This window comes from Pseudonocardia sp. T1-2H (assembly GCF_038039215.1).
GTDB lineage: Bacteria > Actinomycetota > Actinomycetes > Mycobacteriales > Pseudonocardiaceae > Pseudonocardia.
In genome coordinates this window covers 14,150-30,230 of sequence record NZ_JBBPCL010000001.1, presented here as the reverse complement: position 1 = coordinate 30,230, position 16,081 = coordinate 14,150, and the positions used below count along the sequence as shown (strand labels likewise).

The window sequence follows — 16,081 nt, the reverse complement described above, 5'->3', positions numbered from 1 at the left end:
CGCTCCGGTCCGGGGCCCTCATGTCGTCGTGTCGGCTAGCTCCTCACGCCACGCCGGCCGTAGAGCGCGGTGGCCGCGTAGACCGCCGCCACGGCGAGCACGATCTTGATGATGAGCTCGATCCAGTCCACGCCGTTGGTCGTGGCGACGCCCAGCGCACCGGCGATCAGGTAGCCGACGATCGAGGCCACGACGCCGGCGAGGATGGTCAGCCAGATCGGGATGTCCTGCTTCCCCGGAAGGATGAGCCGTCCGAGGACACCGAGCACGAGCCCGATGATGATCGTCCAGATGATGCCCCAGAAACCGAAGTTCATCGAACCCCCTGCTGTCTGCCGGGCAGAACCCCGTCGCTGCCCGTGAGGCGCCCTGCCTAACACGTCGTGGTCGGCGACGACAGGCCGGACAGGCGCCGCGGCCGAAGTGTTATACGACGTTCCTCGCCAGGGTGACCTGCGGTAACCCGGAGGTCCGCCGCCGAGCCGGGAGGAAGTGGCCGGTGCCCGCGTTTGCCCGAGATGGGGACGGGGCACTGGATCTCCAGTCGCCCCGGCCGTTCGGGGTAGCGGAGGAGGAACCGTGGGAATCATCGGCTGGATCGTCGTCGGCCTGGTCGTGGGAGCGCTGGCGAAGCTCATCATGCCCGGCAAGGACCCGGGCGGGATCATCGTCACGTGCCTCATCGGCGTCGTGGGCGGTCTGCTCGGCGGCTGGATCAGCTCGGCGGCCTTCGGCGTCGGCACGGGCGGGTTCTTCGACATCCGCACCTGGCTGATCGCGCTGGTCGGCGCGCTGATCCTGCTCGGCATCTACCGCCTGGTCATCGGCCGTCGCAGGACGCACGCCTGACCTCGGGCGTTCACGGGAACGGCCGCTCCGGGACTCCGGGGCGGCCGTTCCCGTCCGTCAGGGGTCTTTCAGCCCTCCAGCACGTATCCCGCCCCGCGGACCGTCCGGATGCGCTCCGGGCCGATCTTGCGGCGCAGGTAGCCGATGTAGACCTGCACGAGGTTCGCCGACGCCGGCTCACGCCAGACCTCGCGGGCCAGCCGGTCGTGCGAGATCGTCTCGCCGGGCTCGGCGAGCAGGGCGGTGAGCAGGGCGAACTCGGTGGGGGACAACGCGACGGACTGACCGTCGACGGTCACCTCGCCGAACTCGGTGTCCACCTCCAGGTCGCCGCGGCGGAACACGGTGTGGCCCATCGTGACGGCGAGCCGCAGGCGCAGGCGGATCCGCGCGGACAGCTCGTCGACGGCGAAGGGGCGCAGCAGGTAGTCGTCGCGGTCGCTGCGCAACTGGCCGAGCAGCGACGCGCGACGTTCGCGCGGGGTGATCGCGACGACCGGGACGCCGGGCGCCTCGGAGTGCACGGCCGCGAGGACCGCGGCATGGTCGGGCCCGGGCAGCTCGACGTCGAGCACCAGCAGCGCCGGGTGCTCGGCGCGCACGGCGTCGAGCACGGCGATGCCGTCGGTGATCAGATCGACGCGCATGTTCTCCGCACGGAGACTGCGCAGGACGGAGGCCGACGCCGCGGTGGGGGGCAGCGCCAGCAGGACGGGGGCGTAGGGGGGCACGGACGATCGGGCCGACGCCTGTGTCGGTACGAGCGCGGACGGTCCCCCCGGGGGAGCGACGGGGAGCATCCGGGACAGCATGTCGTTACCGACCGTCGGTCACAATCAGCTAACGGTCGAACGGGCCCACCGGACACGATGAGCGGTCCGACCTGAGAGCCCGATTACTCCGAAAGGCCTAAAGATCAACTCGAAGCGGCACAGGTTGTCACGCTCCGGCGCCAAGAACGACCTGTCGGCGCGGCTGCGCAACCACTCCTCTCAGGAAGGGTGAGTGATCGCTACTAGGCAACTTAGGGTTCCCCACCATGCGACGGAAACCCTCCGCTGCTGAGGAACGGATCGACCCGATGGAACTGGTCGCCCGGATCTCAGCAGAGCACAGCTCCCCGCCTGTGCACCCGGGACGACATAGACGTGGCTCCCCCGAAGCCCCGCCGTCGCCCGTCGGTTCCCCGATCCCCTCGATGCGCCGCCTCCCCGAGGCTCCCCCGGCGCCCGGCGGACACGACGGCCCCCCTCCCCCGACGGACGAGTTCCCCGCGATCGACCTCCCCGCGATCGACCTCCCCGCGCAGGAACTCCCCACGCACGACCGGCTCCCCGCCACCGCCCTCCCCGTGCACGACCCGCTCCCCACGACGGTCGCGCTCCTCCCGGACGCCGAGCTCCCCTGGCCGCCGAGGACGCTGCGCACGAGGACGACCCCGAGCGGGCCACCCGGAACCGGACGTCCCGCCGCACCGGAACCCGGCGGGCGTCGCGCCGTCGCGGTTCGTCCCACCCCCGTTCGCGCGCGACCCGGGAGGCCGAGGGCACGCTCGTCGAGGCGGATCACTCGCCGACCCACCGGTCCTCGCTGCGCCGGCTCGCGCCGCTGGCCGTCGGGGCCGCGGCCGTGCTCGTCGCGACCGTCGTCCTGACCTTCGCCGGCCCGTCGGACGAGGACCCGGACCTCGCGGCCGCGCTCGTCTCCTCGGACACCGCGCAGGCACGACAGGACACGACGACCGCCGCGCCGCCCACGAGCACCGCGCAGGAGGCGATCGGCTCGTCCGCGCTGGCGGACGCCGCGAAGGCCGCGCGTGAGCGCGCCACGACCACGACACGCCCGCCCGCCACCACGAACGCACCCGCCACCGGCTCCGGCCGCGCGGCCACCAACCGGCCCGCGGCGCCCGTGTCCATCGGCGACGGCATCCAGGCGGCCACGGCCAAGGGCTGGCAGCTCGTCGGCGGCGACGAGTTCAACGGCGGCCTGAGCGACCGCTGGGGCACGTACGACGGCGCCGGACACGCCGGGAACGGGCGTCGCACCCCGGACGCGATCAGCGTCCGGAACGGCGCGCTCGTGATCCGCGGTGACTCCGACGGCAACACCGGCGGCATGGCCTGGGACACCGGCCAGCGGTACGGCAAGTGGGAGATGCGGGCGAAGTTCCCGGCCGGGGACAAGCAGTACCACCCGGTGCTGATCCTCTGGCCGACGGACATGTCGTGGCCCGAGGGCGGCGAGGTCGACTTCGCCGAGACGAACAGCGCGGCGGACGACGTGTCGTTCTTCCTGCACTACAGCTCGTCGAACCAGCAGAAGTCCGCGAAGACACCCCTCGACATCACGCAGTGGCACAACTACGCGGTCGAGTGGACGCCGGACGCGGTGCGCGGCTTCATCGACGGCAGACAGGTCTTCGAGAGCACCGCCGGGAACACCCTGCCCCCCGGCAAGATGCACCCGACCATCCAGCTGGACTACTTCCCGGACGGCGGCTCCCCCGCACCGACCGAGATGTTCGTGGACTGGATGCGCGTCTACAGATGAGGGTGACGGGTGGGGCCGCCGCGCGCCGGGGGCGGGCCCCGTCGTCACCACTCCTGGTTCCCGGGCAGGCGGGCGGAGACCCAGTCCGACACCGGGGCCCACACCTGACGCCGGAGCGCCGGGGCGCTCCAGTCCCCGCCGGACGTCGCCCGCCAGAGGACGAGGCCGGCTGCCGCCAGGGCGAGCAGGACCAACACCGCCAGGACGGCCCTCCCGCGCCGCGCCCACCGGCGCCGACGGGTGCGGGCGGCGTTGGCGGCCCAGTCCACCGTGACACGGTCCCGCGCGCGCTGGATCGGGATCCACTCGGTCGGCGTCTCGTCGACGTGGACGGGGTCCACGGCCGAGGTGGGGGCGGTCATCGAGGTCATGGCGTGCTCCGTTTGCCGTGCGCTCCTAGCTGCTACTCGGATGGCGAGAGTGCCGCGTTAACGCCGCTCGGCGATCTTTGCGCAGGTCAGGACCGGCGATCGACACCGTCCGGTTCCCGGCCGGGGCACGCCCGCGTGCGCGGGTAGCGGATCACCAGGCTCGCGTCGACGTCCTCGGTGCCGACGGCGGCGTAACCGTGCGGCACGTCCGCCGACCACTCGCCGTACCCGCCGGCCGTCACCTCCCGGGAGGCGTCCGGCGGGCCGAACCGCAGGGTCCCGGAGAACACGGTCACGTGCTCGGTGACCCCCGCGTGGTGCGCGGGTGAGGTCTGCGCGGCCCCGGCGGGGATCCGCATCCGGAAGAGCTCGTAGGTGACCGGACCGTCCTCGAAGACCTTCAGCAGTTCCATGTGGACGGCGGCCCCCCGGATCCGGCCGCCGGCCTGCGACGCGGATCCCCGGGCACCGGAGACGATCGCGGTGAGCGGCACGCCGAGGGCGGCCGCGACCGAGTGCAGCGTGTCGAGCGTCGGGTTGCGGGTGCCGGCCTCGAGGCCCGAGAGGGTCGCCTTGCCGACGGACGCACGCCGGGCCAGCGCGGAGAGGGACAGTCCGCGCTCCTCCCGTAGCGCCCGTACCCGGGGTCCGACGTGCCCGGAACCGTCCGGGAGCGCGGGCCCGGCCGAGCCCTGCACTCCGGCGAGGTCGTTTGCTCCGGCGGCGTCCACGCGGCTATCGTCCCGCACCGACGATCGTTCCGTTTACGGAACAGGCTCGGTCGACGGGAGTTCTCGTGCGGGGCGTGGCGCGGCCGCTGCTGGCCGGGGTGGTGACGGCGCTGGTCGGGTTCGGCGGCGCGTTCACCGTGGTGCTCACGGGCCTGCGCGCGGCGGGGGCGAGCGAGGGCCAGGCCGCGTCCGGGCTGCTCGCGGTGTGCCTCGGGTCCGGGATCGTGGCTGTCGTGCTCGGGCTGCGGACGCGGAAGCCGATCAGCATCGCCTGGTCGACGCCCGGTGCCGCACTGCTGATCTCCGCGGGGACACCGGCCGGCGGGTTCGCCGCGGCGGAAGGGGCGTTCCTGCTGTGCGGCGCGCTGATCGTCGTCGCGGGGCTGGTCCGGCCGCTCGGACGGCTGATCGCGGCCATCCCGGCCCCGCTCGCGTCGGCGATGCTCGCCGGCGTGCTCCTCGACCTGTGCCTGGCCCCCGTCCGGGCCCTGCACGACGTCCCGCTCGTCGCCGCGCCGGTGATCGTCGTCTGGGCGCTGCTGACCCGCTTCGCGCGGCCGTGGGCGGTGCCGGGGGCGCTCGTCGTCGCGGTCGCCGGGATCGCGCTGACCGGCGCGGGGCTGTCCGGGATGGCCGTCGCCCCGCGGCTGGAGTGGACGGCCCCGACCTTCGACGCCGCGACGCTGGTGAGCATCGGGCTGCCGCTGTTCCTGGTCACGATGGCCTCGCAGAACGTCCCGGGGATGGCCGTCCTGGCGCAGTTCGGGTTCCGCCCGAAGCTCCGCGGCATCCTCGTCTCGACCGGGCTGGCGACGCTCGCGGGCGCCCCCTTCGGCGGGCACGCGGTGAACCTGGCCGCGATCAGCGCCGCCCTCGCCGCGGGCCCCGACGCCGGCCCGGACCCGGACCGCCGCTGGATCGCCTCGATCACCGCCGGGATCGGGCTCGCGGTCCTCGGGCTGGGCGCGGGCCTGGCGACGGCGCTCCTCCTCCTGTCGCCGCCGGTGCTGGTGGAGGCGGTCGCGGGGCTGGCGCTGCTCGGCGCCCTGGCCGCGGCGGTCTCGTCCGCGGTCGCGGAGCCGTCGGGCCGGGAGGCCGCGGTCGTCACGTTCGTGGTGACCGCCGCGGGCGTCGGCTTCGCCGGGATCGGCTCCGCCTTCTGGGGCCTGCTCGCGGGCGGCGCGATCCTGCTCCTCCACCGCCGCCGCGGACCCACCCCTCACGACGACCCCGCGGAGGTCAGCGTCGACGGAGGAGCCGGGCCAGGCGGGCGTCGGAGTCCGCGAGGGCGGCACGGTCGAACGTCGAGGAACTGGCCAGCAGCTCGTCCGCGCCGGCGCGGGTGACCAGGTCGTCGAGCTGCTCGGCGACGGCGTCCTCCGTGCCGTGGACCGTGCGCGCGATCACGCGTTCGACGGTGGTGCGCTGACGGACCGTCATGTCCCGGCCGAGCTCCGCGGGCTCCAGGGCCGGGAACTCGCCGGTGGTGCGGGAGGCGGCCATCGCCCAGGCCTCGGGCAGGGCGAGCTCGCGGGCCTCCTCGGTCGAGTCCGCGATCAGGACGTCCGTGGAGACGACCACGTACGGCTCGCCGCCGGCGGCGCGCACGCGGGAACGGTAGTCGTCGAGCGTCGGGCGGAGCGCGTCGTCGGACAGGATCGGGCCGCCGACCACCACCGGGAGCCCGGCGTCCCCGGCGACCGCCAGGCCCTTGCCCGTGGCCAGGACGAACACCGGGATGTCCCGGTCGAGCCGGGGCCGGGCGGTGATCGGCGCGGTGCCGCGGAGGTAGGCGCGGAGCTCGGCGAGGTCGTCGGCGAACGTGTCCGTGGTGGCCGCGTGCAGGGCCCGCCGGACCGGCGGGGTGAAGCCGAGCGAACGGCCGACGCCGAGGTCGATCCGGCCCGGGAACAGCGCCTCCAGCATCGCGAACTGCTCCGCGACGACGAGCGGCTGGTGGTTCGGCAGCATCACGCCGCCGGAGCCGAGCCGGATCCGCTCCGTGCGCGCGGCCGCGGCGGCGATCAGGACGGGCGGGCTCCCGGACGCGATCCCCGGGACGCCGTGGTGCTCCGCGACCCAGAACCGGTGGTAGCCGAGCTCCTCGGCCCGGACGGCCCGCGCGACGCTGTGCCGCAGCGCGGCGTCGTCCGGCTCGCCGGCCCGGGTACGGGACCGGTCGAGCAGGGAGAAGCTCGACGTCCGGTGCCACACCCTCGTCAACGACCCCGGCGAGCCGGGGTATTTCGCGTGCCTGCGATCAGGCGAGGTTGCGACGGACGAGGAGCGGACGGATCTCGGGGTCCCGGCCGCGGAAGGCGCGGTAGGCGTCCATCGCGTCGACGGCGCCGCCCCGGGAGAGCAGCGTGCGGCGGAAGTGGTCTCCGTTCGCCCTGCGCAGACCGCCGTTCTCCTCGAACCACTCCACGGTGTCCGCGTCCAGCACCTCCGACCAGATGTAGGAGTAGTAGCCCGCGCTGTAGCCGCCCGCGAACACGTGGTTGAAGTACGTGCTGCGGTAGCGCGGCGGGACGAGCGGGTGGGCGATGCCCGCCTTGCGCAGCGCCTCGGCCTCGAAGGTCAGCACGTCGTCCACGGCGTCGTCCGCGCCGAGCGTGTGCCAGGCCTGGTCGAGCAGGGACGCCGCAAGGTACTCCGTGGTCCGGAAGCCCTCGCCGTAGCTGCGGCTCGCGAGCAGCCGCTCCAGCAGCTCGGCGGGCAGCGGCTCGCCGGTGAGATGGTGCCGCGCGTACCGGGCGAGGATCTCCGGGCGCTCCAGCCACATCTCGTTGACCTGCGACGGGAACTCCACGAAGTCCCGCGGTACGGACGTCCCGGAGAACGTCGGGTACCGGACGGCGGAGAACAGCCCGTGCAGCGCGTGGCCGAACTCGTGGAAGAGCGTGCGCACCTCGTCGATCGTCAGCAGCGCCGGCTCGCCCTCGGCCGGCTTCGAGATGTTCAGCGTGTTCATCACCACGGGCCGGGTCCCGAGCAGCCCGGACTGCGGGACCAGCGCGTTCATCCACGCCCCGCCGCGCTTGGACTCGCGGGCGAAGTAGTCCCCGCCGTAGAGCCCGAGCGGCGTGCCGTCGGAGTCGGAGACCTCCCAGAACCGGACGTCCGGGTGGTAGGTCGGCAGGTCGTGGCGCTCCTGGAACCGGATCCCGTACAGCTCCTCCGCCGCGTGGAGGACGCCGTGCTGCAGCACCCGCTCCAGCTCCAGGTACGGGCGGAGCGCGGCGGCGTCGACCTCGTAGCGCTCGCGGCGCACCTGCTCCGCGTAGAACGCCCAGTCCCACGGCTCGATCGGATGCCCGGCGGCCTCGGCCAGCTCCGCGGCCTCGACGTCCGCGTTCGCCATCGCCGCGGGCACGAGGTCCGCGAGCATCGAGGCGACGGCGTCGACCGAGCCCGCCGTGTTGTCCTCGATGACGTAGGCCGCGTGGCTCGGGTGCCCCAGCAGCCCCGCCCGCTCGGCCCGCAGCGCGGCCAGCCGGAGCACGACGTCCCGGGTGTCGTTCTCGTCCCCCGTCGCGCCGCGCCCGATCGACGCCCGGTGGATCTCCTCGCGCAGCCCGCGGTCCGTCAGCGCCTCCAGCACCGGCTGGCCGGTCGGGAGCACCAGCGTGATCAGGTAGCCGCTGCCGTACCCACGAGCCGTCGCGGCCGCCGCGGCGGCGGAGATCGCCCCGGGAGAGAGCCCGTCGAGCCTGGCGACGTCCCCGACGTGCACCGCCGCGGCGTTGGCCCCGGCCAGCAGGCGCGCGCTGAAGGTCGTCGAGAGCGACGAGAGCTCCGCGTTCAGCTCCCGCAGCCGCTCCTTGTCCGCATCTGCCAACTCGGCCCCCGCCCGCACGGCGTCCGTGTGGTGGCGCTCGAGCAGCCGGTGGGACTCGGGGTCCAGCCCCAGCTCGTCGCGCTGCGCGTGGAGCGCGGCGATCCGCGCGAACAGCCGCGGGTCCAGCGAGATCGAGTCCGCGTGCGCGGCGAGCATCGGGGCGACGGCGGCCCGGACCTCCTCGATCCGCGGCGTCGTGTGCGCACCGGCCCGGCTGAAGAAGACCCGGGAGACGCGGGCGAGCGTCTGCCCCGAGAGCTCCAGGGCCTCGATCGTGTTCGCGAACGTCGGCGGGCCCGACTCGAGGATCGCCTCCACCTCGGCGCGCTGTTCCGCCATCCCCTGTTCGAAGGCCGGGAGGTAGTGCTCGTCGGTGATCGCCGCGAAGTCCGGGAGCCGGTACGGGAGTTCGCTCGGTGCGAGCAACGGGTTCTCGGGCGCCATCGGGCCACGGTAGCCCGGCCCGCAGCCGGACGGCCGGATCACCGGCCCGACGCCCGGACCACCAGGTCCGCGGCGCGCTCGCCGATCATGATCGCGGTCGCGGCGGGCCCCCGGCGCGGGACGACCGGGAGCACGGACGTGTCCGCCACCCGCAGTCCCTCGACCCCCTTCACCCGCAGGTCCGGCTCCACCACCGAGCCGAGCGCCGCGCTTCCGCACAGGTGCACGGACGTCGTCAGGACGCCGGAGATCCACCCGTCGAGGCGGCGGTCGTTGCCGAGCACGAAACCCTCCGGCTCGCTCCGGGGCAGCCCGGCCGCGCGCAGCAGGTCCGCGGCGATCCGCACGGCCGCGCGCAGCCGCCTCCGGTCGGCCTCGGTCCGTAGGTAGTAGTAGTCCAGCCGGGGCGGGAGGAGCGGATCGGCGCCGGTCAACGTCAGGTGCCCGCGGCTCTCCGGGCGTTGCAGCGCGCACATCAGGTGCACGTCGCCACCGGGGACGAAGGGCCGCGCGAACAGCAGGATCTCCAGGTCCCCGGCCGGGTCCGAACCCGAGTCCAGGTCGAGCGCGGCCTGCCCGGCGACGGCGTCGTCGTCGACCGCGCCGGACCCCCGGAACGGCAGGAAGACGGTCGGATGGTCCGACCAGTTCTCCCCGACGCCCGGCAGGTCGTGCCGCACCGGGACGCCGGCCGCACCTAGCGACGCACCCGGCCCGATCCCGCTGTGCAGCAGCAGGTACGGCGAGCCGACCGCTCCCGCGGCGAGCACCACCTCGCCCGCGTGCACGGGCCCGTCCGTGGTCTCGACGCCGATCGCGCGGTTTCCCTGCAGCAGCACCCGCAGCACCGTCGTCCCGGCCCGGACCTCCAGCCTGCCCGCCGGCGAGGCACCCCACGGCGGCGGCAGATACGCCGCGGCACTGCTGATCCGCACCCCGTCCGCGGCGTTCGACGGGACCAGGCCCGCCCCCGGCGGCCCACCGGCGTTCTTGTCCTCCTCCGGCGGGTAGCCGAGCGCGCTGCACGCGGCGAGGAACGCGGGCGTCGTCGGGGCGAGCAGGGGACCACGCGGGCGGCGGACCCGCAGCGGCCCGTCGGTTCCGTGCAGCTCGCCGGAGAAGTCGAGGTCGCGCTCGGAGCGCCGGTAGTAGGGCAGGACGTCGTCGTAGGACCAGCCGGGGACGTCCCAGTCCGCGAAGTCCTGCGGCACCGCGCGCACGAAGTAGGCGCCGTTGATCGCGCTCGAACCGCCCACCAGCCGCCCCCGGGGCACGGCGACGATCCGGTCCCGGACCAGGGTGGCGGCATACGACCAGTTCAGCGGGTGGCCCGGCGCGGTGGCCGCGAGCGAGGCGACGCGCGTGACGTCCGGCAGCGTGGACACCGGGCCGGCCTCGAGCAGCAGGACGTCGAGGTCCCCGCGCTCGGCGAGCCGCCCGGCGAGCGCGCTGCCGGACGAGCCCGCGCCGACCACCACCACGTCCACGGCTCGCACATTTGCGAGGATGCCTCAGGTGAACCCTCCGGACACCACCGCCGCGCTGGATCTCGCCGCCTTCGTGGCCGCGAGCCCCTCCCCGTACCACGCCGTGGCGGAGGCCGTCCGCCGTCTCACCGCCGCCGGGTTCACCGAGCAGCAGGAAGCCGGGCCCTGGGAGAACGGTCCCGGCGGCCGCTACCTGGTGCGCGACGGGACCCTGCTCGCCTGGTTCGTGCCGGCGGGCGTCGAGCCGGGCGCGCCGCTGCGGGTCTTCGCCGCGCACACGGACTCCCCCACGCTGAAGGTCAAGCCGAACCCGGACTCCGGCGCCGCCGGGTGGCGCCAGGTCGGCGTCGAGATCTACGGCGGCGCGCTGTGGAACTCCTGGCTGGACCGCGACCTCGGGCTCGCCGGCCGCCTCGCGCTGTTCGACGGCACGACGGTCCCGGTGGACGTCGCGCGCCCGCTGCTGCGCGTCCCCCAGCTCGCGATTCACCTGGACCGCCAGGTCAACCAGGGCCTGACCCTCGACGCGCAGCAGCACATGCTGCCGATCTGGGGCATCGGGGACGTCCACGAGGGCGATCTCCTGGAGTTCCTCGCCGCGGAGACCGGGCTCGCCGCGCGGGAGATCGCCGCGCACGACCTGGTCACCTACGACCTCACGCCGCCGGCCACCCTCGGCCGGGACGACGAGCTGCTCGCCGCCCCCCGGCTGGACAACCTGGCGTCCGTCCACGCCGGGCTCGACGCGCTGGTCCGCGCCTCGCGCGAGGAGATCTCGACGATCCCGGTGTTCGTCGGCTTCGACCACGAGGAGATCGGCAGCGGCTCCGCGACCGGGGCCGCCGGCCCGCTCCTGGAGACGGTCCTGACCAGGCTCGCCGGTGGTTTCGACGCCCGGGGCGCGGCGTTCTCGCGCTCGCGCTGCTTGTCCGTGGACGTCACCCACGCCGCCCACCCGAACTACCTGGAGCGCCACGACCCCGCGCACCGCAGCATCCCCAACGGCGGCCCCTCGCTGAAGGTCAACGCGAACCAGCGCTATGCCACGGACGCGCCGGGGGCGGCGGCCTGGCACCGGGCCTGCCGGGGCGCCGGGGTGCCGACGCAGACGTTCGTCGGGAAGAACACGATGCCCTGCGGCACCACGGTGGGACCGATCGTCGCGACGCGGCTGGGGATCCGGACCGTCGACGTCGGGATCCCGGTGCTGTCGATGCACTCGGCGCGGGAGCTCTGCGGGGTGCGGGACCCGGCGTACCTGGCGTCGGCGGGGGCCGCCTTCCTGGTCGATCCGATCTGATCCGCACTTCCGGTTGACGGGAGCCCGCACACGGGGCCACCGTTGCCCCGTCCGATCCGCGACGACGGGGAGAGGCCATGACCAGCACGGCCGCCGACCAGCCCTTCACCAAGCTCGCTCGTTCGCAGAGGCGCAGGGCCGTCGTCGCGTCGACGGTCGGAACGACGATCGAGTGGTACGACTTCTTCCTGTACGGGACGGCCGCCGCGCTGATCTTCCCGAAGCTGTTCTTCCCCGGTAGCGACCCCTACGTCGGGGTGCTGTTGGCCTTCGGCACCCAGTTCGTCGGGTTCGCCGCCCGCCCGATCGGCGCCGCGATCTTCGGCCACTACGGGGACCGGATCGGCCGCAAGTCCACCCTGATCACGACCTTGCTGATCATGGGGATCGGCACCGCCCTGATCGGCATCCTGCCGACCTACGCCGCGATCGGGATCGCGGCACCGATCCTGCTGACGGTGCTGCGGCTGCTGCAGGGCGTGGCGGTCGGCGGCGAGTGGGGCGGCTCGGTGCTGCTCGCGATGGAGTGGGGCTCGGTGAAGCGGCGGGGGTTCATGGCGAGCTGGCCGCAGGTCGGGGTGCCGCTCGGCCTGCTCCTGTCGACGGCGATGGTGCAGCTCATGTCGTCGACCACAGGTCCCGCGTTCGAGACCTGGGGCTGGCGCGTGCCGTTCCTGGCGAGCCTCCTGCTCGTCGGCGTCGGGCTGTACGTCAGGCTGCGGGTGCTGGAGAGCCCGGAGTTCGCGGCGGTCAAGGAGAAGCAGACCGTCGTGAAGCAACCCGTGCTGGAGGTGCTGCGCACCCAGTGGCGCGAGGTGCTCGTCTCCGCGCTCGTCCGGCTGTCCGAGCAGGCGCCGTTCTACCTCTTCATCACGTTCGTGCTCACCTACGGCACCCAGCAACTGAAGCTCGAGCGCAGCAGCCTGCTGACGGACACCCTGATCGCGGCGGCCATCGGGCTGGTGAGCGTGCCCCTGTTCGGCTGGCTGTCCGACGTGATCGGCCGCCGGCTCATGTACGGCATCGGCATCGTCTGCACCGCGCTCTACGCCTTCCCGTACTTCGGCCTGCTCAACACCCGGACCGCCGGCCTGGTGCTGCTCGCGATCGTCCTCTCGCTGATCTTCCACGACATGCAGTACGGCCCCCAGGCGGCGCTGATCGCCGAGTCCTTCGGGACCAACATCCGCTACAGCGGTGCCGGGCTCGGTTACCAGCTCGCCTCCGTGATCGCCGGCGGTCCCGCCCCGCTGATCGCGGCGGCGATCCTGAAGAACACCGGGTCGAGCACCGGGATCTCCTGGTACATCATCGCCTGTTGCGTGGTGGCGATGGGCGCGTTGCTGCTGATGCCGCGGCCGGCCGGCAGCGCACCACCGTCGGTGGAGGCGGCTCGGACGCACGGTTAGCTAGCGTCACCCAGGTGACCGACCTCTGCTTCCGCACGGCCCGGGAGATGGCGGCGATGCTCCGCCGCCGCGAGATCTCCGCCCGCGAGCTGGTCCAGGCGCACCTGGACCGGATCGACGCGGTGAACCCACAGGTCAACGCCGTCGTCACCCTGGTCCCGGAGCGCGCGCTGGCCGAGGCCGACGCGGCCGACGCCCGGCTCCTCGCCGGTGAGCCGCTCGGCCCGTTGCACGGCATCCCCATGGCGCACAAGGACACCCACTCGACGGCCGGGATCCGCACCACGTCCGGCTCGCCCCTGCTCGCGGACTTCGTCCCGGACGCCGACGAGCTCGTGATCGAGCGCATCCGGGCCGCGGGGGCGATCACCCTCGGCAAGACCAACGTGCCGGAGTTCGCCGCCGGTTCGCACACGTTCAACCCGGTCTTCGGCGCCACCCACAACCCCTACGACCTGGAGCGCAGCGCCGGTGGCAGCAGCGGCGGCGCCGCGGCCGCGCTGGCCTGCGGCATGCACCCGCTCTCGGACGGCAGCGACATGGGCGGCTCGCTGCGCAACCCGGCGTCGTTCAACAACGTCGTGGGCCTGCGCCCCGCCCCCGGCCGGGTGCCGACGTACCCGAGCGCCCTGGCCTTCTCGACGATGGGGGTGCAGGGCCCGATGGCCCGGACCGTCGGTGACGCGGCGCTGCTGCTCTCCGTCATGGCCGGCCCGGATCCGCGCTGCCCCATCGGCATCGACGTCCCGGGCTCGATCTTCGACGTCCCGCTCGAGCGCGACCTGACCGGGCTCCGGGTGGCCTGGACCGCCGATCTCGGCGGCCGCGTCCCCGTCGACGACGAGGTCACTGCGGCGCTGGAACCGCAGGTCAGGGTGTTCTCCGAGCTCGGGGCCCACGTCGAGGAGGCGTTCCCGGACCTGCGCGGCGCGGACGAGGTGTTCCGCACCCTGCGGGCGTGGCAGTTCGCCGCGGCGTTCGGCCCGCTGCTGGAGCGGCACCGGGACATGCTCAAGGACACGCTGGTCGCGAACACCGAGGAGGGGCTGGCGCTCACGGGTCCCGACCTGGCCCGGGCGGAGACGCTGCACGGCGTCCTGTTCGGGCGCATGCGGGAGTTCTTCACCCGCTTCGACGTGCTGCTGCTCCCGGTCTCGCAGGTCGTGCCGTTCGAGGTGGGGATCGAGTTCCCGAAGGAGGTCGCGGGCGTCGCGCAGCCGTCCTACCTGGACTGGATGGCGTCGGCCTACCTGATCTCCGCGACGGGTCACCCGGCGATCTCGGTGCCCGCCGGGTTCACGCCCGGCGGCCTGCCGGTGGGGATGCAGATGGTCGGCGGACACCGCGGCGAGCTGGAGCTGCTGAAGGTCGCCGAGGCGTTCGAGCGGGCGACGCGGTGCGGGGAGCGGCGGCCGCCCGTCGTGTGATCGTCTCGCGGCGGCGGCTCCGGAGTGCTGTGCTGGGAGGATGACAGCCGATCACGGGCTCTTCGGGCCGGACTCCGTCACCTGGCGCGTCCATCTGGAGCCGGTCCTGTGGGTCGCCGGGATGCGGGCGCTGCTGCTTCAGGCCCTGCATCCCCGGGTGATGCGCGGGACCTACCAGAACTCGGCGCTGTTCGACCCGAAGAAGGCGTGGAGCCGGTTCGAGCGGACGGTGGAGTTCGTCGGCACCCGGACGTTCGGGTCGCTCGCCGAGGTCGAGCTCGCGGCGGCCCGGGTCCGGGCGCTGCACGGCAAGCTCCGGGGGTTCGACCCGGACACCGGCGAGACGTTCCGCATCGACTCCCGGGACGGGCTGCTGTGGGTGCACTGCGCCGAGATCGACTCCTACCTGGACATCGCCCGCCGGGCCGGGCTCGTCGGCGGCGCCGAGGCGGACACGTACGTCGCGGAGAACGTGCGGGCCGCGGAGGTCGTCGGCCTGGACCCCGCCGACGTGCCCGCGAGCCGGGCGGAGCTGCGGGACTACTTCCGGCGCGTCCGCCCGGAGCTGTACCTCACGGACGAGGCGAGGCGGGCCGCGCAGAACCTCTTCCTGCCGCGCGGCGAGGCTCCGGCACAGGCGAAGGTGTTGATCTCCACGGTGTCGACGCTCGGTTTCGCGACCCTTCCCCGCTGGGCCCGGCGCCTGTACAAGCTGCCCGGACTGCCGACGACCGATCTCGGGTCGTCCCTGGTCCTGCGGGGCCTCCGGACCGCGACCGCGGTGCTGCCGGACGTCCCGGCGCCGCCGGAGATCCAGCGGGCCCGACGGCTGGTGCGCGCGGCGCGATGAGTTCGGGCCCGGTCGCCGGTCTCCTCTGCCGAGATCACGATCCGGGAGGCACGCCCGGGCTCCTACGCGCTCGATTCGCTGCGCCACCGCCGCTCCGCCTGACGATCACGGCATACTCGCAGGTCCCGCCTCCGAGAGGACACAGCCCCATGGCCGGAACCACCCGCTTCTCGACGACCGTGGAGCTCGGCGGCAGGACCGCCACCGGTTTCGAGGTCCCGCCCGAGGTCGTCGACGCGCTGGGGGCCGGGAAGCGGCCCGCCGTCACCGTGACCGTCGGCGGGCACACCTACCGGAGCACCGTCGCAGTGATGGGCGGGCGCTACCTGCTGCCGCTCAGCGCCGAGAACCGCACCGCCGCGGGGCTCTCCGCGGGGGACGCGGCGGACGTCGAGCTGGAGCTGGACACCGCGCCCCGCGTCGTCGAGGTGCCGGCGGACCTGGCGGCCGCGCTGGACGCGGAGCCGGCCGCCCGCGCGGCGTTCGACGCGCTCAGCCACAGCAACCAGCGCCGGCACACCCTGTCCGTCGAGGGCGCGAAGACCGACGCGACCCGCGCCCGTCGGGTCGCGAAGGTCGTCGAGACGCTCCGCGCCACCTGAGCACCGGGCCCGGTCTCGGTCGCGGCCGACGTCGCCGGGCGTGTGCAGGAGGTCGTCGACGATCCGGGGCAGCAGGATGCCGGGCCGTCGTCCCTCCCCCTTCTCGCGTCGCGTGCGTCGGGCATCTCGGAGGAGGTCGAGGTGTCGCAGGTGTGAGATCTCCGTAGTCAGCGTCGACGACGCCGTGCCACGCTCAGCCGACTGCGACGAGGAGGTC

At 73.8% G+C, this 16,081-nt stretch carries 15 protein-coding genes; 8 read left to right on the top strand and 7 right to left on the bottom strand.

The window, feature by feature from the left end; translation table 11 throughout:
* Positions 1–35: 35 nt before the first annotated feature.
* The gene (locus WBK50_RS00165; protein WP_341333659.1) at positions 36–317 is read right to left on the bottom strand and encodes a GlsB/YeaQ/YmgE family stress response membrane protein; all 282 of its coding nucleotides are present in this window, start codon (positions 315–317) and stop codon (positions 36–38) included.
* Between the two features lie 262 nt (positions 318–579).
* Here WBK50_RS00165 and WBK50_RS00160 point away from each other — a divergent pair, with 262 nt between their 5' ends.
* Positions 580–849: a GlsB/YeaQ/YmgE family stress response membrane protein gene (locus tag WBK50_RS00160; protein ID WP_341333658.1), complete on the top strand. Its 270-nt coding sequence runs from the start codon at positions 580–582 to the stop codon at positions 847–849.
* Between the two features lie 68 nt (positions 850–917).
* Here WBK50_RS00160 and WBK50_RS00155 read toward each other — a convergent pair whose 3' ends face one another.
* Entirely contained in the window at positions 918–1,580 is a 663-nt protein-coding gene (locus tag WBK50_RS00155; protein ID WP_341333657.1) for a response regulator transcription factor, read from the bottom strand.
* Between the two features lie 898 nt (positions 1,581–2,478).
* Between WBK50_RS00155 and WBK50_RS00150 the strand changes: the two genes are divergently transcribed.
* Positions 2,479–3,402, top strand: a complete 924-nt coding sequence (locus WBK50_RS00150) for a glycoside hydrolase family 16 protein (protein WP_341333656.1) — start codon at positions 2,479–2,481, stop codon at positions 3,400–3,402.
* A gap of 44 nt (positions 3,403–3,446) precedes the next feature.
* Here the strand turns inward: WBK50_RS00150 and WBK50_RS00145 are convergent, their stop codons facing one another.
* Positions 3,447–3,773, bottom strand: coding sequence for a hypothetical protein (locus WBK50_RS00145; RefSeq protein ID WP_341333655.1), 327 nt, complete (start codon positions 3,771–3,773; stop codon positions 3,447–3,449).
* 86 nt (positions 3,774–3,859) lie between these two features.
* A complete protein-coding gene (locus WBK50_RS00140) occupies positions 3,860–4,504 on the bottom strand; it encodes an XRE family transcriptional regulator (RefSeq protein WP_341333654.1) in 645 nt (214 codons plus the stop codon).
* A gap of 65 nt (positions 4,505–4,569) precedes the next feature.
* Here WBK50_RS00140 and WBK50_RS00135 point away from each other — a divergent pair, with 65 nt between their 5' ends.
* The gene (locus tag WBK50_RS00135) at positions 4,570–5,850 is read left to right on the top strand and encodes a benzoate/H(+) symporter BenE family transporter (protein WP_341333653.1); all 1,281 of its coding nucleotides are present in this window, start codon (positions 4,570–4,572) and stop codon (positions 5,848–5,850) included.
* Here the strand turns inward: WBK50_RS00135 and WBK50_RS00130 are convergent.
* Genes WBK50_RS00130 through mftG form a run of 3 tightly spaced genes read right to left on the bottom strand, consistent with a single transcriptional unit; the run spans position 5,744 to position 10,285 of the window.
* Complete coding sequence (locus WBK50_RS00130) at positions 5,744–6,718, bottom strand: MsnO8 family LLM class oxidoreductase (RefSeq protein ID WP_341339235.1); 975 nt, start codon at positions 6,716–6,718, stop codon at positions 5,744–5,746. The two genes, WBK50_RS00135 and WBK50_RS00130, sit on opposite strands and share 107 nt — an antisense overlap.
* 46 nt (positions 6,719–6,764) lie before the next feature.
* Positions 6,765–8,789, bottom strand: coding sequence for a M3 family metallopeptidase (locus WBK50_RS00125; protein WP_341333652.1), 2,025 nt, complete (start codon positions 8,787–8,789; stop codon positions 6,765–6,767).
* A 38-nt stretch (positions 8,790–8,827) separates the two neighbouring features.
* Positions 8,828–10,285 (bottom strand): mycofactocin dehydrogenase MftG, encoded by a 1,458-nt coding sequence (gene mftG, locus WBK50_RS00120; RefSeq protein ID WP_341333651.1) that lies wholly within the window; start codon positions 10,283–10,285, stop codon positions 8,828–8,830.
* A gap of 19 nt (positions 10,286–10,304) precedes the next feature.
* On the opposite strand from mftG, the gene WBK50_RS00115 reads away from it, so the two are divergent.
* The 5 genes from WBK50_RS00115 (at position 10,305) to WBK50_RS00095 (ending at position 15,864) form a co-directional block, all read left to right on the top strand.
* Complete coding sequence (locus tag WBK50_RS00115; protein WP_341333650.1) at positions 10,305–11,576, top strand: M18 family aminopeptidase; 1,272 nt, start codon at positions 10,305–10,307, stop codon at positions 11,574–11,576.
* A 77-nt stretch (positions 11,577–11,653) separates the two neighbouring features.
* On the top strand, positions 11,654–12,985 hold the full coding sequence (locus tag WBK50_RS00110) for an MFS transporter (protein ID WP_341333649.1): 1,332 nt from the start codon (positions 11,654–11,656) through the stop codon (positions 12,983–12,985).
* Positions 12,986–12,999: 14 nt separating this feature from the next.
* On the top strand, positions 13,000–14,412 hold the full coding sequence (locus WBK50_RS00105) for an amidase (protein WP_341333648.1): 1,413 nt from the start codon (positions 13,000–13,002) through the stop codon (positions 14,410–14,412).
* Positions 14,413–14,452: 40 nt separating this feature from the next.
* Positions 14,453–15,262: an oxygenase MpaB family protein gene (locus WBK50_RS00100; RefSeq protein WP_341333647.1), complete on the top strand. Its 810-nt coding sequence runs from the start codon at positions 14,453–14,455 to the stop codon at positions 15,260–15,262.
* A 149-nt stretch (positions 15,263–15,411) separates the two neighbouring features.
* Positions 15,412–15,864, top strand: a complete 453-nt coding sequence (locus WBK50_RS00095; RefSeq protein WP_341333646.1) for a YdeI/OmpD-associated family protein — start codon at positions 15,412–15,414, stop codon at positions 15,862–15,864.
* The last annotated feature ends 217 nt before the right edge of the window (positions 15,865–16,081 follow it).